Source organism: Eubacterium multiforme (assembly GCF_030813415.1).
Lineage (GTDB): Bacteria > Bacillota > Clostridia > Clostridiales > Clostridiaceae > Clostridium > Clostridium multiforme.
On the sequence record NZ_JAUSUF010000005.1, the window covers coordinates 41,960 to 62,167 of the forward strand.

The 20,208-nt window shown below is 34.0% G+C and carries 36 protein-coding genes; all 36 read left to right on the top strand.

The annotated features are described in order from the left end of the window. Positions 1 to 57 precede the first annotated feature (57 nt). Positions 58 to 1,251 (top strand): elongation factor Tu, encoded by a 1,194-nt coding sequence (gene tuf / locus J2S18_RS08575; RefSeq protein WP_307485707.1) that lies wholly within the window; start codon positions 58 to 60, stop codon positions 1,249 to 1,251. 458 nt (positions 1,252 to 1,709) lie between these two features. Then, on the top strand, positions 1,710 to 2,018 hold the full coding sequence (gene rpsJ / locus J2S18_RS08580) for a 30S ribosomal protein S10 (RefSeq protein WP_021876938.1): 309 nt from the start codon (positions 1,710 to 1,712) through the stop codon (positions 2,016 to 2,018). A 77-nt stretch (positions 2,019 to 2,095) separates the two neighbouring features. Further along, positions 2,096 to 2,725, top strand: coding sequence for a 50S ribosomal protein L3 (rplC, locus tag J2S18_RS08585; RefSeq protein WP_307485763.1), 630 nt, complete (start codon positions 2,096 to 2,098; stop codon positions 2,723 to 2,725). A gap of 25 nt (positions 2,726 to 2,750) precedes the next feature. Beyond that, positions 2,751 to 3,371, top strand: a complete 621-nt coding sequence (gene rplD, locus J2S18_RS08590) for a 50S ribosomal protein L4 (protein WP_307485765.1) — start codon at positions 2,751 to 2,753, stop codon at positions 3,369 to 3,371. Next, complete coding sequence (rplW, locus tag J2S18_RS08595) at positions 3,371 to 3,664, top strand: 50S ribosomal protein L23 (RefSeq protein ID WP_307485767.1); 294 nt, start codon at positions 3,371 to 3,373, stop codon at positions 3,662 to 3,664. Before rplD ends, rplW begins: the two co-directional genes overlap by 1 nt. A 64-nt stretch (positions 3,665 to 3,728) precedes the next feature. After that, positions 3,729 to 4,562, top strand: a complete 834-nt coding sequence (gene rplB / locus J2S18_RS08600) for a 50S ribosomal protein L2 (RefSeq protein WP_307485770.1) — start codon at positions 3,729 to 3,731, stop codon at positions 4,560 to 4,562. Positions 4,563 to 4,624: 62 nt separating this feature from the next. Beyond that, positions 4,625 to 4,900, top strand: coding sequence for a 30S ribosomal protein S19 (rpsS, locus tag J2S18_RS08605; protein ID WP_209796864.1), 276 nt, complete (start codon positions 4,625 to 4,627; stop codon positions 4,898 to 4,900). 27 nt (positions 4,901 to 4,927) lie between these two features. Beyond that, positions 4,928 to 5,260 (top strand): 50S ribosomal protein L22, encoded by a 333-nt coding sequence (gene rplV / locus J2S18_RS08610; RefSeq protein WP_307485772.1) that lies wholly within the window; start codon positions 4,928 to 4,930, stop codon positions 5,258 to 5,260. A gap of 19 nt (positions 5,261 to 5,279) precedes the next feature. Next, a complete protein-coding gene (rpsC, locus tag J2S18_RS08615; RefSeq protein WP_307485774.1) occupies positions 5,280 to 5,945 on the top strand; it encodes a 30S ribosomal protein S3 in 666 nt (221 codons plus the stop codon). Between the two features lie 23 nt (positions 5,946 to 5,968). After that, positions 5,969 to 6,403 (top strand): 50S ribosomal protein L16, encoded by a 435-nt coding sequence (rplP, locus tag J2S18_RS08620; protein ID WP_307485777.1) that lies wholly within the window; start codon positions 5,969 to 5,971, stop codon positions 6,401 to 6,403. Then, complete coding sequence (gene rpmC / locus J2S18_RS08625) at positions 6,403 to 6,615, top strand: 50S ribosomal protein L29 (RefSeq protein ID WP_039312823.1); 213 nt, start codon at positions 6,403 to 6,405, stop codon at positions 6,613 to 6,615. The genes rplP and rpmC overlap by 1 nt, the downstream gene beginning before the upstream one ends. 22 nt (positions 6,616 to 6,637) lie before the next feature. Beyond that, positions 6,638 to 6,892: a 30S ribosomal protein S17 gene (rpsQ, locus tag J2S18_RS08630; protein ID WP_307485787.1), complete on the top strand. Its 255-nt coding sequence runs from the start codon at positions 6,638 to 6,640 to the stop codon at positions 6,890 to 6,892. Positions 6,893 to 6,924: 32 nt separating this feature from the next. Beyond that, a complete protein-coding gene (gene rplN / locus J2S18_RS08635; RefSeq protein WP_204596712.1) occupies positions 6,925 to 7,293 on the top strand; it encodes a 50S ribosomal protein L14 in 369 nt (122 codons plus the stop codon). Positions 7,294 to 7,309: 16 nt separating this feature from the next. Then, complete coding sequence (gene rplX / locus J2S18_RS08640) at positions 7,310 to 7,624, top strand: 50S ribosomal protein L24 (protein WP_209796876.1); 315 nt, start codon at positions 7,310 to 7,312, stop codon at positions 7,622 to 7,624. A gap of 22 nt (positions 7,625 to 7,646) precedes the next feature. Beyond that, positions 7,647 to 8,186 (top strand): 50S ribosomal protein L5, encoded by a 540-nt coding sequence (rplE, locus tag J2S18_RS08645; RefSeq protein ID WP_307485794.1) that lies wholly within the window; start codon positions 7,647 to 7,649, stop codon positions 8,184 to 8,186. A 16-nt stretch (positions 8,187 to 8,202) separates the two neighbouring features. Then, positions 8,203 to 8,388 carry a type Z 30S ribosomal protein S14 gene (locus J2S18_RS08650; RefSeq protein ID WP_307485796.1) on the top strand — a complete coding sequence of 62 codons (186 nt, stop codon included), beginning with the start codon at positions 8,203 to 8,205 and terminating at the stop codon, positions 8,386 to 8,388. A gap of 32 nt (positions 8,389 to 8,420) precedes the next feature. Beyond that, positions 8,421 to 8,819, top strand: coding sequence for a 30S ribosomal protein S8 (rpsH, locus tag J2S18_RS08655; protein ID WP_307485798.1), 399 nt, complete (start codon positions 8,421 to 8,423; stop codon positions 8,817 to 8,819). Positions 8,820 to 8,885: 66 nt separating this feature from the next. Beyond that, the gene (gene rplF, locus J2S18_RS08660) at positions 8,886 to 9,425 is read left to right on the top strand and encodes a 50S ribosomal protein L6 (protein ID WP_307485801.1); all 540 of its coding nucleotides are present in this window, start codon (positions 8,886 to 8,888) and stop codon (positions 9,423 to 9,425) included. Between the two features lie 23 nt (positions 9,426 to 9,448). After that, positions 9,449 to 9,808 (top strand): 50S ribosomal protein L18, encoded by a 360-nt coding sequence (rplR, locus tag J2S18_RS08665; protein ID WP_307485804.1) that lies wholly within the window; start codon positions 9,449 to 9,451, stop codon positions 9,806 to 9,808. A 19-nt stretch (positions 9,809 to 9,827) separates the two neighbouring features. Continuing rightward, positions 9,828 to 10,325, top strand: a complete 498-nt coding sequence (rpsE, locus tag J2S18_RS08670) for a 30S ribosomal protein S5 (RefSeq protein WP_307485807.1) — start codon at positions 9,828 to 9,830, stop codon at positions 10,323 to 10,325. A 12-nt stretch (positions 10,326 to 10,337) separates the two neighbouring features. Further along, the gene (gene rpmD, locus J2S18_RS08675; RefSeq protein WP_307485810.1) at positions 10,338 to 10,517 is read left to right on the top strand and encodes a 50S ribosomal protein L30; all 180 of its coding nucleotides are present in this window, start codon (positions 10,338 to 10,340) and stop codon (positions 10,515 to 10,517) included. A gap of 22 nt (positions 10,518 to 10,539) precedes the next feature. Then, positions 10,540 to 10,980 (top strand): 50S ribosomal protein L15, encoded by a 441-nt coding sequence (gene rplO / locus J2S18_RS08680; protein ID WP_307485812.1) that lies wholly within the window; start codon positions 10,540 to 10,542, stop codon positions 10,978 to 10,980. Between the two features lie 2 nt (positions 10,981 to 10,982). After that, positions 10,983 to 12,260, top strand: coding sequence for a preprotein translocase subunit SecY (gene secY / locus J2S18_RS08685; protein ID WP_307485815.1), 1,278 nt, complete (start codon positions 10,983 to 10,985; stop codon positions 12,258 to 12,260). A 27-nt stretch (positions 12,261 to 12,287) separates the two neighbouring features. Next, positions 12,288 to 12,938, top strand: coding sequence for an adenylate kinase (locus J2S18_RS08690; RefSeq protein ID WP_307485817.1), 651 nt, complete (start codon positions 12,288 to 12,290; stop codon positions 12,936 to 12,938). Further along, positions 12,938 to 13,687, top strand: a complete 750-nt coding sequence (map, locus tag J2S18_RS08695; RefSeq protein WP_307485820.1) for a type I methionyl aminopeptidase — start codon at positions 12,938 to 12,940, stop codon at positions 13,685 to 13,687. The genes J2S18_RS08690 and map overlap by 1 nt, the downstream gene beginning before the upstream one ends. Before the next feature lie 78 nt (positions 13,688 to 13,765). Next, a complete protein-coding gene (locus tag J2S18_RS08700) occupies positions 13,766 to 14,047 on the top strand; it encodes a hypothetical protein (RefSeq protein WP_307485821.1) in 282 nt (93 codons plus the stop codon). Between the two features lie 7 nt (positions 14,048 to 14,054). Beyond that, complete coding sequence (gene infA / locus J2S18_RS08705) at positions 14,055 to 14,273, top strand: translation initiation factor IF-1 (RefSeq protein WP_307485824.1); 219 nt, start codon at positions 14,055 to 14,057, stop codon at positions 14,271 to 14,273. Positions 14,274 to 14,312: 39 nt separating this feature from the next. Further along, complete coding sequence (rpmJ, locus tag J2S18_RS08710) at positions 14,313 to 14,426, top strand: 50S ribosomal protein L36 (protein WP_003373491.1); 114 nt, start codon at positions 14,313 to 14,315, stop codon at positions 14,424 to 14,426. Between the two features lie 236 nt (positions 14,427 to 14,662). After that, positions 14,663 to 15,028 (top strand): 30S ribosomal protein S13, encoded by a 366-nt coding sequence (rpsM, locus tag J2S18_RS08715; RefSeq protein ID WP_209796897.1) that lies wholly within the window; start codon positions 14,663 to 14,665, stop codon positions 15,026 to 15,028. Between the two features lie 15 nt (positions 15,029 to 15,043). Further along, the gene (gene rpsK, locus J2S18_RS08720; RefSeq protein ID WP_204596696.1) at positions 15,044 to 15,433 is read left to right on the top strand and encodes a 30S ribosomal protein S11; all 390 of its coding nucleotides are present in this window, start codon (positions 15,044 to 15,046) and stop codon (positions 15,431 to 15,433) included. Positions 15,434 to 15,461: 28 nt separating this feature from the next. Beyond that, positions 15,462 to 16,082, top strand: a complete 621-nt coding sequence (rpsD, locus tag J2S18_RS08725; RefSeq protein ID WP_307485830.1) for a 30S ribosomal protein S4 — start codon at positions 15,462 to 15,464, stop codon at positions 16,080 to 16,082. A 93-nt stretch (positions 16,083 to 16,175) separates the two neighbouring features. Beyond that, on the top strand, positions 16,176 to 17,123 hold the full coding sequence (locus J2S18_RS08730; RefSeq protein ID WP_209796903.1) for a DNA-directed RNA polymerase subunit alpha: 948 nt from the start codon (positions 16,176 to 16,178) through the stop codon (positions 17,121 to 17,123). A 12-nt stretch (positions 17,124 to 17,135) separates the two neighbouring features. After that, positions 17,136 to 17,477 carry a 50S ribosomal protein L17 gene (gene rplQ / locus J2S18_RS08735; RefSeq protein WP_209796904.1) on the top strand — a complete coding sequence of 114 codons (342 nt, stop codon included), beginning with the start codon at positions 17,136 to 17,138 and terminating at the stop codon, positions 17,475 to 17,477. A 224-nt stretch (positions 17,478 to 17,701) separates the two neighbouring features. Continuing rightward, positions 17,702 to 18,547: an energy-coupling factor transporter ATPase gene (locus J2S18_RS08740; RefSeq protein WP_307485837.1), complete on the top strand. Its 846-nt coding sequence runs from the start codon at positions 17,702 to 17,704 to the stop codon at positions 18,545 to 18,547. Beyond that, positions 18,532 to 19,404 (top strand): energy-coupling factor transporter ATPase, encoded by an 873-nt coding sequence (locus J2S18_RS08745; RefSeq protein WP_307485840.1) that lies wholly within the window; start codon positions 18,532 to 18,534, stop codon positions 19,402 to 19,404. The genes J2S18_RS08740 and J2S18_RS08745 overlap by 16 nt, the downstream gene beginning before the upstream one ends. Further along, complete coding sequence (locus tag J2S18_RS08750) at positions 19,405 to 20,205, top strand: energy-coupling factor transporter transmembrane component T family protein (protein WP_307485843.1); 801 nt, start codon at positions 19,405 to 19,407, stop codon at positions 20,203 to 20,205. The last annotated feature ends 3 nt before the right edge of the window (positions 20,206 to 20,208 follow it).

The window sequence follows — 20,208 nt, forward strand, 5'->3', positions numbered from 1 at the left end:
TATATACATCGGGTATAATAATGACTAAATGTCATTGCAATGAAGGAGGAATAAACAATGTCAAAAGCAAAATTCGAAAGAAGTAAACCACACGTTAACATTGGAACAATAGGTCACGTAGACCACGGTAAGACAACATTAACAGCAGCTATTACAACAGTATTAGCAAACAAGGGATTCGCTGAATCATTTAAGTATGATGAAATTGATAAGGCTCCAGAAGAAAAAGAAAGAGGAATCACAATCAATACAGCACACGTTGAGTATGAAACAGAAAACAGACACTATGCTCACGTAGACTGCCCAGGACATGCTGATTACGTAAAGAACATGATCACAGGAGCAGCACAAATGGATGGAGCAATCTTAGTTGTATCAGCAGCAGATGGTCCAATGCCACAAACAAGAGAACATATCCTACTAGCATCAAGAGTTGGAGTTGACTATATCGTAGTATTCTTAAACAAAGCAGATATGGTTGATGACGAAGAATTACTTGAATTAGTAGAAATGGAAGTAAGAGAATTATTAAGCGAATACAACTTCCCAGGAGATGATATTCCAGTAATAACAGGATCAGCATTAAAAGCATTAGAAAACCCAACAGATGAAGCAGCAACAAAATGCATCATGGACTTAATGGAAGCAGTAGATAGCTACATCCCAACTCCAGAAAGAGCAACAGATAAGCCATTCTTAATGCCAGTAGAAGATGTATTCACAATCACTGGTAGAGGAACAGTTGCAACAGGAAGAGTTGAAAGAGGAATACTACATATCGGAGACGAAGTAGAAGTAGTAGGAATCAAGGAAGAAACAAAGAAGACTGTAGTAACAGGAATCGAAATGTTCAGAAAGTTATTAGACGAAGCGCAAGCTGGAGATAACATAGGAGCATTATTAAGAGGAATACAAAGAACAGAAATCGAAAGAGGTCAAGTATTAGCAAAACCTGGTACAGTAAACCCTCATAAGAAATTCGTAGGTCAAGTATACGTACTTAAAAAAGAAGAAGGTGGAAGACATACTCCATTCTTCGATGGATACAGACCACAATTCTACTTCAGAACAACTGACGTAACAGGATCAATAAAATTACCAGACGGAATGGAAATGGTAATGCCAGGAGACCACATCGACATGAACGTTGAATTAATCACTCCAGTAGCAATGGATGAAGGATTAAGATTCGCTATCAGAGAAGGTGGAAGAACAGTAGGTTCAGGAGTTGTTACTAGCATAATCGAATAGTAATAATTGTTTATATAAAATAGTAAGAGAGACGTCTCTTACTATTTTTTTTTATATAAAAAGAAATTAAGAAGGTATAAAAATAGTAAAAGTTTACAATAATGCTTAATAAATTACTTTTTAAAAATGCTTGATATTTATATGAAATACTATTAAAATATAAAAAGCGAATTAATTCTAACAGAAAAAAATTTAAAAAAATAAATTATTCAATATATAAAAATTACTTGAAAAAGAAAAAAAACCATAGTATAATATAGAAGTTGTATAGCATGCGGCGATGAATCAAGAGGTTGCCGGACTTCCGGGTAATTCTTGATGAGTATGTCAGGATCTAGAATCCGACGACAGGGATTCTATAAGTTTTTCTAAAAGTTATGAAACACCAGGAACAGTTTATAGAAGAACCGCTGTTGTACGTTAGAAGTAAAGCGTACATGAAAAGGAGGGAAACCAAGATGTCAAAACAAAAAATAAGAATCAGATTAAAAGCTTTTGATCACACAATATTAGATCAATCAGCAGAAAAAATCGTTGAAACTGCAAAGTCAACAGGAGCTAAGGTTGCAGGTCCAGTACCACTACCAACTGAAAAAGATGTTGTTACTATATTAAGAGCAGTTCACAAATATAAGGACTCTAGAGAGCAATTTGAAATAAGAACTCACAAGAGACTTATAGATATCGTTAATCCATCACCAAAAACTGTTGATGCATTAATGAGATTAAATCTACCAGCAGGAGTAGATATCGAAATAAAGCTATAATAGCAAAATTATAATAAAGACATTGAACTATTAAGATTGCTTAGCAATCCGCTGATAAGTTTGGGAGGTGTAAATACATGAAAAAAGCTATAATTGGTAAGAAGATAGGAATGACTCAAATTTTCGACGAAAATGGTAAAGTAATTCCAGTAACAGTTGTAGAAGCAGGTCCATGTGTTGTAACTCAAAAGAAAACTGTTGAAAAAGACGGTTATGATGCAATACAAGTTGGTTTTGGAGAAGTAAGAGAAAAATTACTTAATAAGCCAGCAAAGGGACACTTCGCAAAAGCAGGAGTTTCTTTAAGAAGAACTCTTAAAGAATTCAGATTAGAAGATACTAGCGCATATGAAGTTGGTCAAGAAATAAAGGCTGATGTATTCGCAGTAGGAGATAAGGTAGACGTATCAGGAGTTTCTAAAGGTAAGGGATTCCAAGGTGTTATAAAGAGATGGAATCAACAAAGAGGACCTATGACTCATGGTTCAAAATTCAAGAGAGCACCAGGTTCAATGGGAGCAGCTTCAGATCCTTCAAGAACATTTAAGAATAAGAAGATGCCAGGACACATGGGTGCTGTAAACACTACAGTATTAAACTTAGAAGTAGTTAAAGTAATAGCTGAGAAAAACTTAATACTAATCAAGGGCGGAATTCCAGGTCCAAACAAGAGTAAAGTAGTAATAAGAAATACAGTAAAGGCTTAATTTCTTAGGGAAAGGAGGAAGCAGGATGCCTACAGTAGGATTATTTAATAAAGAAGGTAAACAAGTTGGAGATTTCCAATTAAATGAAAATATATTCGCAGTTGAAATAAACGAAAACGCTATGCACCAAGTTGTTGTTGCATTATTAGCAAACAAGAGACAAGGAACTCAATCAGCTAAAACAAGAGCTGAAGTTAGAGGAGGCGGAATCAAGCCTTGGAGACAAAAGGGAACTGGTAGAGCAAGACAAGGTTCAATCAGAGCTCCACAATGGATCAAAGGTGGTATTGTATTCGCACCAAAGCCAAGAGATTATAGAATGGCTATACCAAAGAGCATGAAGAGAGTTGCTATGAAATCAGCTTTATCAACTAAAGTTCAAGACGGACAAATGGTTGTTGTTGAAGATTTAGCATTCGATTCAATCAAGACTAAAAATGTAGTTAACATGCTAAACGCAATGGAAGCTAAGAAGACTTTAATCATAACAGCTGAATCAAATGATGTTGTTTATAAGTCAGCTAGAAACATTGCAGGAGTAGCTGTTATCCCTGCAAACAACATCAACGTATATGACTTACTTAAGTTTGAAAAAGTAGTTATGACTAAAGATGCTGTATCAAAGATTGAGGAGGTGTACGCATAATGAATTTAACAAGCCATGATATCATAAGAAAGCCTGTTATCACTGAAAAGAGTATGGCAGCAATGGCAGAAAATAAGTACACTTTCATAGTTCACATAAATGCTAACAAATCTCAAATAAAGAGAGCAGTTGAAGAAGTTTTCAATGTAAAAGTTGAAAATGTAGCAACTAGCAGAACTATGGGAAAAACTAAGAGAATGGGCGTACATGTAGGAAAGAGAGCTGACTATAAGAAAGCTATCGTTACATTAGCTGAAGGCAGCACTATTGAGTTCTTTGAAGGAATGCAATAGACGTCAATAAGGTGATTTATTGGTGCTTATGCACCAGATAAGCTGAAAGAAGGAGGGAAATTAAATGGCAGTTAAAACATTTAGACCTATGACACCATCAAGAAGAAATATGACTATGCCAACATTTGAAGAAATAACTACAGATGCTCCGGAGAAGTCATTATTAGTTTCTTTAAAGAAAACTGGTGGTAGAAATGCACAAGGTAAAATAACTGTAAGACACCATGGTGGTGGTGCTAAGAGAAAGTACAGAATAATTGATTTCAAGAGAAATAAGGATGGTATCGAAGCAAAGGTTGCTACAATAGAATACGATCCAAATAGATCAGCATATATTGCATTAGTTGTATACGCAGATGGAGATAAGAGATACATAATCGCTCCAGCAGGATTAAAAGTTGGGGACAAAATTGTATCAGGACCAGATGTTGATATAAAACCAGGTAATACATTACCATTATTAAACATGCCAGTTGGTACATTTGTACACAACATAGAATTACAAGCTGGAAAAGGAGCTCAATTAGTAAGAGCTGCTGGTGGATCAGCACAATTAATGGCAAAAGAAGGTAAGTATGCTACATTAAGATTACCTTCAGGAGAAATGAGATACGTTAGAATAGAGTGTAGAGCTACAGTTGGTACTGTATCAAACTCAACTAATGATATTGTTAAGTTAGGTAAAGCTGGAAGAAAGAGACACATGGGAATCAGACCTACAGTTAGAGGTTCTGTAATGAACCCTTGCGATCACCCTCACGGTGGTGGAGAAGGTAAGTCTCCAGTAGGTAGACCAAGTCCAATGACTCCATGGGGTAAACCAGCTCTTGGATACAAGACTAGAAAGAATAAGAAATACTCAGATAAATTAATTATCAAGGGTAGAAATAAGAAGTAGTTTGAAGAGAATATTCATTCTCTTCAAGGCTAAAGCCTAAGAAATGAAGGGAGGCAAATATAGTGAGTAGATCAATCAAAAAAGGACCTTTCGTCCATGCTGGACTTTTAAAGAAAATAGAAGAAATGAATGCTAATGGTGAGCACAAAGTTGTTAAAACTTGGTCAAGAAGTTCAACAATTTTTCCTCAAATGATAGGACACACAATAGCTGTTCATGATGGAAGAAAACATATTCCAGTTTATATTTCAGAGGATATGGTAGGACACAAACTAGGTGAGTTTTCACTAACTAGAACATACAGAGGACATGATGATAAATCATCAAAAAGAAAGTAGTAGAGAGCCTGGAAAGGAGGATCATAAATGGAAGCTAGAGCTATAGCTAAATATGTAAGAATGTCTCCAATAAAGGTAGGAGCTGTTCTTGATTTAATAAGAGGAAAAGACGTAAAAGAAGCAAGTGCTATTTTACAATACACTCCAAGAGAAGCTGCAGTAGCAATCAACAAGGTGTTAAAATCAGCTGTTGCAAATGCTGAAAATAATCATGGATTAGAAGCCGATAGATTATTTGTATCAGAAGCATACGTAGGTCAAGGTCCTACATTAAAGAGATTTAGACCAATGGATCATGGTAAAGCATTTAGAATAAACAAGAGAACAAGTAATATAACACTAGTTGTTAAAGAAAGATAGAAGAAGGAGGGAAATCGAAGTGGGTCAAAAAGTACATCCTCACGGACTTAGAGTAGGTGTTATCAAAGGATGGGATGCAAAATGGTATGCAAACAAAAAAGATTTTGCTGATAATCTAATAGAAGATAACAAGATTAGAGAATTTGTTAAAAAAGATCTTTTTTCAGCTGGAATTTCAAAGATTGAAATCGAAAGAGCTGCTAAAAGAATTAAGTTAAATATATATACTGCTAAACCAGGTGTTGTCATCGGAAAAGGCGGTTCAGGTATCGAAGCTTTAAAGAAGAAATTAACTAGTTTCGTATCAGGAAAGAATATCTTAATAAACATAGTTGAAGTTAAGAATGTTGAATCAGACGCTCAATTAATGGCTGAAAACATTGCAGCTCAACTAGAAAAGAGAATTTCATTCAGAAGAGCTATGAAGCAAGTTATTCAAAGAGGAATGAAACAAGGAGTTAAAGGAGTTAAGACTGCTTGTTCAGGAAGACTTGGTGGAGCAGAAATAGCTAGAACTGAGCAATATCATGAAGGTACAATTCCACTACAAACTTTAAGAGCAGATATCGATTATGGATTTGCAGAAGCAGATACAACTTACGGAAAAATCGGAGTTAAGGTTTGGGTTTATAATGGAGAAATTCTTCCAACTAAAAAAGTTGAAAAGGAAGAAGCTAACGCATAAGAGTAAGAAAGGAGGAATAAATCATGTTAATGCCTAAAAGAGTAAAGCATCGTAAGGTACAACGTGGTAGAATGAAAGGTAAAGCAACAAGAGGAAATTTCCTTGCTTATGGAGATTTCGGTATTCAAGCTACTACTTGTGGATGGATCACAAGTAACCAAATAGAAGCTGCCAGAATTGCTATAAATAGATATATAAAAAGAGGAGGAAAACTTTGGATAAAGATTTTCCCAGATAAGCCAGTAACTGCAACACCTGCCGAAACTAGAATGGGTAAAGGTAAAGGAGCTGTAGAATATTGGGTAGCAGTAGTTAAACCAGGTAGAGTATTATTTGAATTATCTGGAGTTAATGAAGAAATTGCAAGAGAAGCTATGAGACTTGCATCACACAAACTTCCTGTAAGAACTAAGTTTGTTACAAGAAGAGATTTTGAGGAAATGGGTGGTGAAGAATAATGAAGGCTAGAGAATTAAAAGAATTAAGAGCAAGTAATCCTCAAGATTTAAAAGCTAAATTAGGAGAACTTAAAGCTGAATTATTCAACTTAAGATTCCAATTAGCTACAGGACAATTAGAAAATCCTATGAGAATAAGAGAAGTAAAGAAATCTATAGCCCAAATAAAAACCATCTTAAGACAAGAAGAGTTAAGGGTTGTTGAACAGTAAATCTGGAAGGAGGTAAGCCTTAATGGAAAGAGGACTAAGAAAAAAGAAAATCGGTAGAGTTGTTTCTGATAAAATGGATAAAACTATCGTAGTTGCTATTGAAACTAAAGTAAGACATCCACTATACGGAAAAACTGTTAACAGAACTACTAAGTTCAAAGCTCATGATGAAAAGAATGAAGCAAAAGTTAATGATAGAGTATTAATAATGGAAACAAGACCTTTATCAAAGGATAAGAGATGGAGACTTGTTGAAATAGTTGAAAAAGCTAAATAATATGGCTTAAAGACTGAAAGGAGGGTAATCTAATGATACAACAACAAACTAGATTAAAAGTTGCTGACAACTCAGGAGCTAAAGAGATAATGTGCATCAGAGTGTTAGGCGGATCTAAGAGAAAGTACGGTAACATTGGAGATATAATAGTTGCCAGCGTTAAAAGTGCAACACCAGGCGGAGTTGTTAAAAAAGGTGACGTTGTTAAAGCTGTTATTGTTAGATCAGTAAAAGGAATAAGAAGAGCAGACGGTTCATATGTAAGATTTGATGAAAATGCTGCTGTTATAATAAAAGACGATAAGCAACCAAGAGGAACACGTATATTTGGACCTGTTGCTAGGGAGCTAAGAGATAAAGAATTTAACAAAATATTATCATTAGCACCAGAAGTTCTATAATAAGGAGGTGGCTGACTTGAAAATACATGTAAGAAAGAACGACACAGTTGTAGTTATATCAGGAAAAGATAAGGGCAAAACAGGTGAAGTTTTAAAAGTATATCCTAAAACTGGTAAAGTACTAGTTCAAGGAGTTAACATAGTAAAGAAGCACCAAAAGGCAAGTAGAACTCAAGCTGAAAGTGCTATAATCGAAAAAGAAGCTGCAATAAACAGCTCAAAGGTAATGTTATATTGTACAAAGTGCAAAAAAGCTACTAGAATTAGTAACAGAATATTAGAAGATGGTGCTAAGGTTAGAGTGTGCAAGAAGTGCGGAGAAACATTCTAGAAATTGAAAGGAGGTTAACAATATGACAAGACTTCAAGAAAAGTATGAAAAAGAAATAATTCCGGCTATGATGGAAAAGTTCGGATATGAAAATATAATGCAAGTTCCAAGACTTGAAAAGATAGTAATCAACATGGGTGTTGGTGAAGCTAAAGATAATCAAAAAGTTTTAGAATCAGCTGTTAGCGATTTAACATTAATATCAGGTCAAAAGCCAATATTAACAAGAGCTAAGAAATCAGTTGCTAACTTCAAGATTAGAGAAGATATGGCATTAGGATGTAAAGTTACATTAAGAAAAGCAAAGATGTATGAATTTGCTGACAAGTTAATGTCAATTGCTTTACCAAGAGTTAGAGATTTCAGAGGAATTTCAGCAAAATCATTCGATGGTAGAGGAAATTACTCATTAGGAATTAAAGAACAATTAATATTCCCAGAAATAGAGTACGATAAAATCGACAAAGTAAGAGGAATGGATATAATCTTCGTTACAAGTGCAAACACTGACGAAGAAGCAAGAGAATTATTAAGATTTCTTGGAATGCCATTTGCTCAATAATTAAGGAGGGGTATCTATGGCACGTAAAGCGATAATAGAAAAGTGGAGTAAAGCTCCTAAGTACAAGACAAGAGCTTATACTAGATGTAGAATATGTGGAAGACCACATTCTGTATTAAAGAAATTCGGTATATGCCGTATCTGTTTCAGAGAACTTGCATACAAAGGCCAAATCCCTGGTTGTAGAAAAGCAAGCTGGTAATACTGAAGATATAGTGAAAGGAGGCACATTAAATGGTTATGACAGATCCTATAGCAGATTTGCTAACTCGTATAAGAAACGCAAATGCTGTTAAACATGAAGTAGTAGAGGTACCTTCTTCAAGCGTAAAGAAGGCCGTTTCAAATATATTATTACAAGAAGGATACATCAAGGAAATTGATGAATACAATGATGGAGTAGTTCCAATGTTAAGAATAACTCTTAAATATGGAGCTAACAATGAAAGAGTAATAACTGGATTAAAGAGAATATCAAAGCCAGGACTTAGAGTATATTGCAAAAAGGATGAAACTCCTAAGGTTCTTAATGGTTTAGGAATCGCTGTTATTTCAACTTCAAAGGGAATAATGGTAGATAGAGAAGCTAGAAAGAATGGCGTAGGTGGAGAAGTTCTTTGCTACGTTTGGTAGTATTTAATTAGTAATTAAGCAATAAATTCAATATATGCATGTTAAAGAAATACAGGAGGTGCAATTATGTCAAGAGTAGGTAGATTACCAATAGCTATACCTGCTGGCGTAACTATTACAGTAACACCAGATAACGTTGTTACTGTAAAAGGACCTAAGGGTGAGCTAGTAGAAACTATGCACAAAGACATTAATATCGCAGTTGAAAACAACGAAATAGTTGTAACTAGACCTAGCGATAACAAAGAGCACAGAGCTCTTCACGGATTAACAAGAGCACTTATAAACAATATGGTTGAGGGAGTTGAAAAAGGTTTCCAAAAGACTTTAATCCTAAACGGTGTTGGTTATAGAGCTCAAAAGCAAGGAAATAAACTTGTAATGAACCTTGGATATTCACATCCAGTTGAAATAGAAGCTATGGAAGGTGTTGAATTTGAAACACCTGAAGCTACAAAAGTAGTTGTTAAAGGAATCAACAAGCAAAAAGTTGGAGAAGCAGCTGCAAAGATAAGATCATGGAGAAAGCCAGAACCATATAAGGGTAAAGGTATAAGATACGAAAACGAAGTGATCAGACGTAAAGAAGGTAAGACTGGTAAGTAATAAAAGAAAGGAGTGAGCTTTATATGTTCAAGAAAGCAGACAGAAAAGCTAGCAGAAAGAGACGTCACCTAAGAGTGCGTAAGAAAGTTTTCGGTACTCCTGAAAGACCAAGACTTTCAGTATACAGAAGTGAAAAAAATATATATGCACAAATAATTGATGATATAAACGCTGTAACATTAGTTGCTGCTTCAAGCTTAGATAAAGGATTCGAAGCTAAAGGTGGAAACAAAGAAGGCGCTAAAGTAGTAGGCGAATTAGTTGCTAAGAAAGCAGCTGACAAGGGAATAACAGAAGTTGTTTTCGATAGAGGTGGATTCGTATATCACGGAAGAATTCAATCATTAGCTGAAGGTGCTAGAGAAGCAGGCTTAAAATTCTAAGAAACGAGGAGGGAAATAAATGAGAATCGATCCTAGTACACTAGACCTTAAAGAAAAGGTTGTTAACATAAATAGAGTTACTAAGGTTGTTAAAGGTGGTAGAAACTTCAGATTCGCAGCTCTAGTTGTTGTTGGAGACGAAAACGGACACGTTGGAGTTGGAATGGGAAAATCTATCGAAATACCAGAAGCAATCAAAAAAGGAATAGAAGATGCTAAGAAGAACTTAGTAGAAGTTTCAATGGTTGAAACTACTATTCCTCATGAAATACACGGCAGATTCGGAACAGGTGATGTTCTTATAATGCCAGCTAAAGAAGGTACAGGAGTTATAGCTGGAGGTCCAGCTAGAATAGTACTAGAATTAGCAGGAATCAAGGATGTTAGAGCTAAATCATTAGGTTCAAACAATCCTAATAACATGGTTAAAGCAACAATCAATGGATTAGCAAGCTTAAGAACAGCTGAAGAAATAGCTAAATTAAGAGGAAAATCTGTTGAGGAAATATTAGGTTAGGAGGGAAATTGCATGGCTAAGTTAAGAATTACATTAGTAAAGAGCTTAATCGGTAGAAAGAAAGACCATATCGCTACTGCAAATGCCCTTGGACTTAAAAAAATAGGTAAGACAGTAGAGCATGAGGGAACTCCTCAAATAAACGGTATGGTTAACAAGATAAGCTACATGTTAAAAGTAGAAGAAGTATAAAAAAGAGGAGGTGCACTGAGATATGAAACTTCATGAATTAAAGCCAGCAGCTGGAAGCAGAAAGGCTCCTAAGAGAGTTGGAAGAGGAACTGGTTCAGGTTTAGGAAGAAACGCTGGTAAAGGTGAAAAAGGACAAAACGCTAGATCAGGCGGTGGAGTTAGACCAGGATTCGAAGGGGGTCAAATGCCATTATATAGAAGACTTCCTAAGAGAGGATTTAACAACATCTTCGCTAAAAAGATCGTTAGCATAAATGTAGATAGATTAAACATTTTTGAAAACGGAACAGAAGTTACTCCAGAAGTATTACTAGAAAGAAGAGTTGTTTCTAAAGTAATGGATGGAGTTAAGATTCTTGGAAACGGAAACTTAGAAAAGAACTTAACTGTTAAAGGATGCAAGTTCTCAAAATCTGCTATCGAAAAAATCGAAGCAGCTGGAGGAAAAGTTGAGGTGAAATAAGAATGCTATCAACCCTACGTAATGCCTGGAAGGTACCTGAACTGAGAAAGAAATTTTACTGGACAATATTTTTAGTGGCAATCTTTAGGATGGGAAGTCATATTCCTGTTCCTGGGATTAGCGCTGATTATTTGAAGGGAATGACTCAATCAGGGAATTTGATGGGTTTCTATGATTTAATATCAGGAGGAGCCTTTAGTAGATTTAGTATTTTTGCTCTTGGTGTAATGCCATACATCAATGCATCAATTATAATGCAGCTATTAACTATAGCAATACCTTCATTAGAACAACTTCAAAAAGAAGGTGAAGAAGGTAGAAAGAAGATACAAAATGCCACTAGGTATGTATCAATTGTTATTGCTGTAATTCTTGCATTTGGTATGTATGCTACAATTTCTCAAATGGGAGCAACAATAGGTATGAAAACTGTACAAATGATAGTAGTCATACTAGCCTTAGTTGTCGGTTCAACTTTCTGTATGTGGTTAGGAGACCAAATCACTGTTAAGGGATTTGGGAACGGTGTTTCAATCCTAATCTTTGTAAATATAGTTTCAAGGTTACCAATGACAGTTAAGTCTATGTTGATATTAGAAAACTCAGGAGATATTAGTATTGTTGAAATAGCCTTATTCGTAGTATTTGCTGTAGCGGCACTTGCTGGAGTAGTATATTTTTCACTTGCAGAAAGAAGAATTCCTGTTCAATATGCAGGAAAGGCAGTTGGTAATAAAGTAATGAAGGGTGAATCAACTCACATTCCTTTAAGTATAGTTGGATCTGCTGTTATAGCGATTATATTCTCTATGTCAGTAATGCAATTCTTACCAACAGTTGCTGGATTCTTTCCACAACATGAATGGGCAAAATGGGTTACAAGTAATCCATGGAGTGTGTTTAATAGTAAAACTTGGATGTATCCAGTAGTTTATTCACTATTAACTATATTCTTTAATTGGTTCTATACACAGGTTACTTTTAAACCTGATGAAATGTCAGAAAATCTGAACAAATCAGCTGGATTCATTCCAGGTATAAGACCAGGAGAGCCTACAACAGCATATTTCGAAAGTATTCTTAATAGAATATCTTTCATTGGAGGAATATTCGCAGCACTATTAGCTGTTACACCAATAGTTATAGATAACTATACTTCATTCAAAGGAATACAATTTGGGGGAACAGCACTTCTTATTATAGTTAGTGTTGCTCTAGATTTCACAAGAAAGCTAGAATCACAAATGATAATGAGACACTATAAAGGATTTCTTAAATAAGATTAAATAATGGAGATGATGATGCCCGTGAAGATTATTTTATTAGGTCCTCCTGGAGCAGGAAAAGGAACACAGGCAAAATCAATTAGTAATAGATATTCAATACCTCATATTTCAACAGGAGATATTTTTAGAAAGAACATTTCTGGAAATACTCCATTAGGAATAGAGGCAAAGAAATACATGGATAACGGACAGTTAGTACCTGATACAGTTACTATAAACATGGTTAAGGATAGACTTCAAGAAGAGGATTGTAAAAATGGATATTTACTTGATGGATTTCCAAGAACAGTTGCTCAAGCTGAAGCATTACAAGAATTCTTAGATAGTAGAAACGAAAGTTTAGATACAGCATTATGTATAGAAGTTCCAAGTGAATTTATACTTGAAAGAATGACTGGAAGAAGAGTTTGTCCATCATGTGGAGCAAGTTATCATGTTAAATTTAACCCACCAGCGGTTGAAGGAAAATGTGATCTTTGTGGAAGTGATTTAATACAAAGAAAAGACGATACAGAAGAAACTGTAAAGGAAAGACTTGACGTATATGAAACACAAACACAACCACTAATTGATTTTTATAGAGATAAAAATTTACTTTCAACAGTTGACGGAACTAAAGCAATCAATGAAGTATTTGAAAGTATTTGTGAAATTTTAGGAAGCGCTAAATAATGATTTTTAAAAAAGACGATTTAGAACTTTCTTTAATGAGAAAAGCAGGTAAAATAGTAGGTGAAACATTACTACTATTAAAAAATAAAATTGAGCCAGGTATAAGTACTGGGGAATTGGACAGAATAGCAGAAGAATTCATAATAAGTAAAGGAGCTAAGCCATCCTTTAAGGGGATGTATGGATTTCCTAACACATTATGTATTTCTGTAAATGACCAAGTAGTTCACGGTATACCGGGAGGCTACATCTTAAAAGAAGGAGACATAGTCAGTATAGACTGTGGGGCTTTCATAGATGGATTCCACGGAGATGCAGCTAGAACTTTTCCAGTAGGTAAAGTTTCAGAAAATGCAGAAAAGCTTATACAAGTAACAAGAGATTGTTTCTTTGAGGGAATTAAATTCGCTCAAGTTGGTAATAGATTAACAGATATATCACATGCCATACAAAAATATGTTGAAGCAAACGGATTTTCCGTTGTTAAAACTTTTGTAGGACACGGGATAGGCAGAGATCTACATGAAGATCCTGAAGTACCAAACTTCGGAAGACCGGGTAAAGGTCCAATGCTTACAAAGGGCATGGCTTTAGCTATAGAGCCAATGGTTAATGAAGGATCCTTTAGAGTAAGAACTTTAAATGATAATTGGACGGTTGTAACAAGTGATGGAAGCCTATCAGCACATTACGAAAATACAGTTGCAATTTTACCAGATGGTCCCGAAATATTAACACTAGTTAAATAAAAGTGTTTCTTAGTTATAAATTTGCAAAGTATTATTACGAGCTTATTTATTACTAAGGTAATCATCGAGGTGAAAAATTTGCAAAACAATGACTTGATTGGGAAAGTGGTACTTTCTCTAGCTGGTAGAGATAAAGATCATTTATATGTAGTAATAAATGTAATTGATGATCAATATGTATTGCTTGCAAATGGTGATACTAAGGGGATCAAAAAACCTAAGAAAAAGAAGGTTAAGCATTTAGATTTCTTAGAAAATATAGATGAAGAAATAAAATCAGCCATAATCAGTGAGAGAAAAGATACTGACTTAAAAATTAAGAGATTTTTAAAATTAAGAGGCATTGTTAAGGAGGGTTGATTACCTTATGTCAAAAGATGATGTTATAGAAATGCAAGGAGTCGTTTTAGAATCCTTACCAAACGCTAACTTCCAAGTTGAACTTGAAAGTGGGCACATAATTCTAGCACATATATCAGGAAAATTAAGAATGAACTTCATAAGAATTTTACCTGGAGATAAAGTTACAGTGGAACTTTCTCCATATGACTTAACAAAAGGTAGAATTACTTGGAGAGCAAAATAAGATAGAAAAATCTATCAAATCTTACAAGGAGGGTTAGCGATGAAAGTAAGACCATCAGTTAAGCCTATTTGCGAAAAGTGCAAAGTAATTAAAAGAAAAGGAAGAGTAATGGTAATCTGTGAAAATCCAAAGCACAAGCAAAAACAAGGCTAATATAAATAAATATTAGACAAAAAATACAAATTAGGTATTTAAAATTTATTGACTTTTTTGTCAAAGTCACATATCATTATATAGGCATTTAATTAAATAATTAGATTTTAGGAGCGGCTGATGATAGAGAACAAATTCTCTATTAACCTAAAATTTTATTATATATATATTATATTTTTGATATTCAAAAATAATAAACTTTTAGGCATTTCAATTACCAGGAGGTGTAAATTTTAATGGCAAGAATAGCAGGTGTAGACCTACCAAGAGAAAAAAGAGTTGAAATAGGTTTAACTTATATTTATGGAATAGGATTACCTACTTCACATAAGATATTAGACGTTACAGGTATAAATCCTGATACAAGAGTTAAGGATTTAACTGAAGATGAAGTAAACGCACTAAGAACTTATATTAAGGAACTTACAATTGAAGGTGACTTAAGAAGAGAAGTAGCTTTAAACATCAAGAGATTAGTAGAAATCGGATGTTATAGAGGAATTAGACATAGAAAAGGTCTTCCAGTAAGAGGACAAAAAACTAAAACTAATGCGAGAACAAGAAAAGGTCCTAAGAAGACTATCGCAAATAAGAAGAAGTAGTTAGGAGGGAAAGCAATGGCAAAGGTTAAAAAGACTAGAAGAAAAAGAGACAGAAAAAACGTTGAGCATGGTGCTGCACACATCAAGTCAACTTTCAACAATTCAATAGTTACTTTAACAGACGCACAAGGAAATGCGTTATCATGGTCAAGTGCTGGAGCTCTAGGTTTCAGAGGATCAAGAAAGAGTACTCCATTTGCAGCTCAAATGGCAGCAGAAACTGCAAGTAAGGCAGCAATGGAACATGGTTTAAAGAGCATTGAAGTATATGTAAAGGGACCAGGAGCTGGAAGAGAAGCAGCTATAAGATCTTTACAAGCAGCAGGATTAGAAGTAACTTTAATAAAAGACGTTACTCCAATCCCACACAATGGATGTAGACCACCAAAAAGAAGAAGAGTCTAGTATTTGATTCATACAGGAGGTGTAATTAATGGCAAGATATACTGGAGCTACATGCAGATTATGTAGAAGAGAAGGTATGAAATTATTCCTTAAAGGGGATAGATGTTATACAGATAAATGTGCTTTCACAAGAAGAAGTTACGCACCAGGACAACACGGAGCAGCTAGAAAGAAATTATCTAACTACGGTGTACAACTTAGAGAAAAGCAAAAAGCTAGAAGAATATACGGAGTGTTAGAAAGCCAATTCAGATCATATTATGAAAAAGCTGAACACATGAAGGGTATCACTGGTGAAAACTTATTAATGTTATTAGAATTAAGATTAGATAACGTTGTTTATAGATTAGGATATGGTGCTTCAAGAAATGAAGCAAGACAATTAGTTAACCACGGACATTTCTTAGTAAATGGTAAGAGAGTTGACATTCCTTCATTCAGAGTATCAGTTAACGATGTAATAACTGTTGCTGAAAAGAGCAGAGGAAGCGAAAAGTTTAAGACTTTCGTTGAAAATCCAAAGACTTTACCAAAATGGTTAGAAGCTAACGTTGAAAACTACGAAGGCAAAGTAGTTGCTGAACCAGTAAGAGAAGATATTGACGTACCAGTTAATGAAACTCTTATTGTTGAGTTATACAGCAAATAATTGTAATATTTGTTATATAGATAAACTTATAGCAAATATAGAATCAGTTGCCCTCAGAATAAGGTTGCCATTTTAAAAATAAGGAGGGTTCGTATGTTAGAAATCGAAAAGCCAATAATTGAATGTGTAGAGGCAAATGAAGACGGTACTTATGGTAAGTACGTTGTAGAACCATTAGAAAGAGGATATGGTATTACTTTAGGGAATGCCCTAAGAAGAATATTATTATCATCATTACCTGGAGTTGCAACTACTTCAGTTAAGATTGATGGCGTTCTTCATGAGTTTTCTACAATACAAGGAGTTAAAGAGGATGTTACTGAAATAATCCTTAACATTAAGTCTTTAGCTTTAAAAATGAATGGTGAAGGTCCAAAGACTATATATATAGATGCAAAGGGACCTGGTGTTGTTACAGCAGCAGATATAAAGACTGACGGAGATGTTGAAGTTGTGAATAAAGATTTACATATTGCAACTTTAGACGACGATGGAAGACTTTATATGGAGTTAACTGTTAATAGAGGTAGAGGATATGTTACTCAAAATAAAAATAAGAGTGAAGACCTACCAATATCAGCAATAGCTGTTGATTCAATATATACACCAGTTAAGAGAGTTAACTTTAAAGTAGAAAATACTAGAGTTGGTCAAATTACTGACTATGATAAGTTAACACTTGAAATTTGGACTGATGGAACTATTAAGATTGATGAAGCTATAAGCTTATCAGCAAAGATCCTAATAGAACATTTCAAATTATTCATGTCATTAACAGATGAAACTAATGACGTTGAAATTATGATTGAAAAAGAAGAAGATAAAAAGGAAAAAGTACTAGAAATGACTGTTGAAGAGCTTGACTTATCAGTTAGATCATATAACTGTTTAAAAAGAGCTGGAATTAATACAGTTCAAGAACTTGCTAACAGATCAATGGATGATATGATGAAGGTAAGAAATCTAGGAAAGAAATCCTTAGAAGAAGTTGAAAAGAAGCTTAAAGAATTAGGCTTAAGCTTAAAATTAAGCGACGAGTAAGGAGGTAAATCCATGGCAGTTAATCGTAAGTTAGGTCGTCCTACAGACCAAAGAAGAGCTATGCTAAGAAACCTAGTAACTAGTTTCTTAAAGCATGGTAAGATTGAAACAACTGAAACTAGAGCTAAAGAAACTAGAAGTATAGCTGAAAAGATGATCACTCTTGCTAAGAGAGGAGATCTTCATGCTAGAAGACAAGTTTTATCTTTCGTACAAGAAGAAGCTGTAGTTAAGCATTTATTTGATAATATAGCTCCACAATACACTGAAAGAAACGGTGGATATACAAGAATGTATAAAAAAGGTCCTAGAAGAGGAGACGGAGCAGAAATGGTTATACTTGAATTAGTATAATTATTTTAGGGGGATTAAGAGAAATCTTAGTCCCCATTTTGTTATATAAAATAATAATTTATATAGAAAAGCAATGATTTAAATATTCAGAATATAGTTGAAAGTTAAGATTTATGATATATAATAATGTTAATGTGAATATACATTGAAGATTACTTTTGTATATAGAATATTGTTTATTTAAGTATAAAAGGAACTAATAAGCAATGATTATGGAGGAACAGATGAGTCAAGAAATGATTAAATGTGAGGATTTAGTTTTTAAATATACATCACATGAAGAGGGTATAGAAAAGTATGCCATTAATGGGGTGAACTTATCAGTTAAAAAAGGTGAGTTTTTAGTTGTATTAGGGCATAACGGATCAGGAAAATCAACTTTAGCTAAACAAATGAATGCACTTTTAGTACCTACTGATGGATTTGTTTATGTTGATGGACTTAATACTAAAGATGAAGACAATGTTTGGGATGTAAGAGCAAAGGCTGGAATGGTATTTCAAAATCCAGATAACCAAATGGTTGCAACTATTGTAGAGGAAGATGTTGCTTTTGGTCCAGAAAATTTAGGAGTAGATCCAAAAGAAATAAGAAAACGTGTAGATGATAGTTTAGAGAAGGTTGGCATGAGTAAGTATAAAAGGCATGCACCACATCTTTTATCAGGTGGACAAAAGCAAAGAGTTGCTATAGCTGGAATACTTGCAATGCAACCTGAATGTATAATTTTTGATGAGCCAACTGCAATGCTTGACCCATCAGGTAGAAAAGAAGTAATAAATAATATTAAAGAAATTAATAAAGAATATGGAATTACAATAGTTCTTATAACTCACTATATGGATGAAGCAGCAGAGGCTGATAGAATAGTTGTAATGGATGATGGAAAATTAATATTAGAAGGAACACCTAAAGATGTTTTTTCAAAGGTAGAACTTATGAAAAAAATAGGTTTAGATGTACCTCAAGTAACTGAACTTAGCTATGAACTAAATAAAGAAGGTATAAATTTAGATAGCAAAATAATAAATGTGGATGAAATGGTGGAAGCGTTATGTCAATTAAAATAGAAAATTTAACACATGTATATATGCCTAATGGTCCTTTTGAAAAGAAAGCACTAGATGACGTTAATATAGACATAAAAGATGGAGAATTTATTGCTTTAATAGGACACACAGGTTCAGGAAAGTCAACTTTGATACAACATATGAATGGATTATTAGAGGCTACTTCAGGTCATATAATCGTTGATGGAGAGGATATAACAAAAGAAGGTGTTAAACTTTCTGATGTTAGAAAAAAAGTAGGATTAGTATTTCAATATCCAGAATATCAACTTTTTGAGGAAACAATAGAAAAGGATATAGCCTATGGACCAAGAAATCTTGGGCTAGATGAAGAGGAAATACATAAACGTGTAATAAAGTCTATGGAGATGGTGGGACTTGATTATGAAATTTATAAGGATAAATCTCCCTTTGATTTAAGTGGAGGGCAAAAAAGAAGAGTAGCAATAGCTGGTGTTGTTGCTATGGAGCCTAAAACTTTAATATTAGATGAGCCAACAGCAGGATTAGATCCAAAAGGTAGGGATGATATATTAAATCAAATAACAATTCTTCATAAAAAATATAATATGACAATAATTTTAGTAAGTCACAGTATGGAAGATGTAGCTAAGATTGCTGAGAGAGTTATTGTTATGAATGAAGGTAAGGTTGCCCTTCAAGGAACTCCTTCTGAAGTTTTTAAGGAAGTAGATACATTAGAGGAAATAGGACTTGGAGTACCACAGGTTACTTATCTTATGAGGGAACTTAAAAAGAGAGGCTTTAATGTAAAGGATGTTTATACAATAGAGCAGTGTAAAAAGGAATTGTTAAGAGTATTTGGAAACAAATCAGAAAGTAAGGGGGATAGATAGGTGATAAAGGATATAACTATAGGACAATATATACCAGGGAATACATTTATTCATAAGTTAGACCCTAGAACAAAAATTTTAATATCTTTATTATTTATTGTATCTTTATTTATAATAGATAAGTTTGTTGGATATATATTAGTAGTTGCATTTATTGCAGCAATAGTAATAAGTTCAAAGGTGCCACCAAGATATATATTAAAAGGTTTAAAGCCCATTGTAATTTTATTAATATTTACATCAGTATTAAATATTTTTATGATTAAGGGAACTGAAAACACATTATTATTTCATTTTGGATTTTTAAAGATATATGTTGAAGGTGTTAGAACAGCTATATTTATGATTTTTAGGTTATTATTTTTAGTTATTGGAACATCTATGCTTACTTTAACAACATCACCTATAGAGCTTACAGATGGTATTGAGAGCCTTCTTAGACCAATTGGTAAGGAAATGGCTCATGAGCTTGCTATGATGATGACAATAGCCTTAAGATTCATTCCAACACTTATGGATGAGACAGATAAGATTATGAAAGCTCAAAAAGCAAGGGGAGCTGATTTTGACTCAGGTGGAATTATACAAAAAGCTAAGAGTTTAGTACCTCTTTTAGTGCCATTATTTATAAGCTCATTTAGAAGAGCTGATGAACTTGCTATGGCAATGGAAGCTAGATGTTATAGAGGTGGCTCTGGAAGAACTAGAATGAAACAATTAAAGTTTACTAAAAATGACTTAATAGCATGGGGTATATTTTCAATATTATTTATAGCTAGTATAGTTATTAGAATACTTTAATTT

Bases quoted from the DNA above. Each gene is read 5' to 3' on its own strand.
- rplR (WP_307485804.1), top strand. From the start codon at position 9,449: ATGTTCAAGAAAGCAGACAGAAAAGCTAGCAGAAAGAGACGTCACCTA.
- rplP (WP_307485777.1), top strand. From the start codon at position 5,969: ATGTTAATGCCTAAAAGAGTAAAGCATCGTAAGGTACAACGTGGTAGA.
- rplD (WP_307485765.1), top strand. From the start codon at position 2,751: ATGCCTACAGTAGGATTATTTAATAAAGAAGGTAAACAAGTTGGAGAT.
- rplC (WP_307485763.1), top strand. From the start codon at position 2,096: ATGAAAAAAGCTATAATTGGTAAGAAGATAGGAATGACTCAAATTTTC.
- rplW (WP_307485767.1), top strand. From the start codon at position 3,371: ATGAATTTAACAAGCCATGATATCATAAGAAAGCCTGTTATCACTGAA.
- infA (WP_307485824.1), top strand. From the start codon at position 14,055: ATGTCAAAAGATGATGTTATAGAAATGCAAGGAGTCGTTTTAGAATCC.
- J2S18_RS08745 (WP_307485840.1), top strand. From the start codon at position 18,532: ATGTCAATTAAAATAGAAAATTTAACACATGTATATATGCCTAATGGT.
- rplO (WP_307485812.1), top strand. From the start codon at position 10,540: ATGAAACTTCATGAATTAAAGCCAGCAGCTGGAAGCAGAAAGGCTCCT.
- rpsK (WP_204596696.1), top strand. From the start codon at position 15,044: ATGGCAAAGGTTAAAAAGACTAGAAGAAAAAGAGACAGAAAAAACGTT.
- rpmD (WP_307485810.1), top strand. From the start codon at position 10,338: ATGGCTAAGTTAAGAATTACATTAGTAAAGAGCTTAATCGGTAGAAAG.
- rpmC (WP_039312823.1), top strand. From the start codon at position 6,403: ATGAAGGCTAGAGAATTAAAAGAATTAAGAGCAAGTAATCCTCAAGAT.
- rpmJ (WP_003373491.1), top strand. From the start codon at position 14,313: ATGAAAGTAAGACCATCAGTTAAGCCTATTTGCGAAAAGTGCAAAGTA.
- rplF (WP_307485801.1), top strand. From the start codon at position 8,886: ATGTCAAGAGTAGGTAGATTACCAATAGCTATACCTGCTGGCGTAACT.
- rplQ (WP_209796904.1), top strand. From the start codon at position 17,136: ATGGCAGTTAATCGTAAGTTAGGTCGTCCTACAGACCAAAGAAGAGCT.
- rpsM (WP_209796897.1), top strand. From the start codon at position 14,663: ATGGCAAGAATAGCAGGTGTAGACCTACCAAGAGAAAAAAGAGTTGAA.
- rpsH (WP_307485798.1), top strand. From the start codon at position 8,421: ATGGTTATGACAGATCCTATAGCAGATTTGCTAACTCGTATAAGAAAC.
- rplV (WP_307485772.1), top strand. From the start codon at position 4,928: ATGGAAGCTAGAGCTATAGCTAAATATGTAAGAATGTCTCCAATAAAG.
- rpsD (WP_307485830.1), top strand. From the start codon at position 15,462: ATGGCAAGATATACTGGAGCTACATGCAGATTATGTAGAAGAGAAGGT.
- rpsQ (WP_307485787.1), top strand. From the start codon at position 6,638: ATGGAAAGAGGACTAAGAAAAAAGAAAATCGGTAGAGTTGTTTCTGAT.
- rpsJ (WP_021876938.1), top strand. From the start codon at position 1,710: ATGTCAAAACAAAAAATAAGAATCAGATTAAAAGCTTTTGATCACACA.
- J2S18_RS08730 (WP_209796903.1), top strand. From the start codon at position 16,176: ATGTTAGAAATCGAAAAGCCAATAATTGAATGTGTAGAGGCAAATGAA.
- rpsE (WP_307485807.1), top strand. From the start codon at position 9,828: ATGAGAATCGATCCTAGTACACTAGACCTTAAAGAAAAGGTTGTTAAC.
- J2S18_RS08740 (WP_307485837.1), top strand. From the start codon at position 17,702: ATGAGTCAAGAAATGATTAAATGTGAGGATTTAGTTTTTAAATATACA.
- J2S18_RS08650 (WP_307485796.1), top strand. From the start codon at position 8,203: ATGGCACGTAAAGCGATAATAGAAAAGTGGAGTAAAGCTCCTAAGTAC.
- secY (WP_307485815.1), top strand. From the start codon at position 10,983: ATGCTATCAACCCTACGTAATGCCTGGAAGGTACCTGAACTGAGAAAG.
- tuf (WP_307485707.1), top strand. From the start codon at position 58: ATGTCAAAAGCAAAATTCGAAAGAAGTAAACCACACGTTAACATTGGA.
- rplB (WP_307485770.1), top strand. From the start codon at position 3,729: ATGGCAGTTAAAACATTTAGACCTATGACACCATCAAGAAGAAATATG.
- rplE (WP_307485794.1), top strand. From the start codon at position 7,647: ATGACAAGACTTCAAGAAAAGTATGAAAAAGAAATAATTCCGGCTATG.
- map (WP_307485820.1), top strand. From the start codon at position 12,938: ATGATTTTTAAAAAAGACGATTTAGAACTTTCTTTAATGAGAAAAGCA.
- rplN (WP_204596712.1), top strand. From the start codon at position 6,925: ATGATACAACAACAAACTAGATTAAAAGTTGCTGACAACTCAGGAGCT.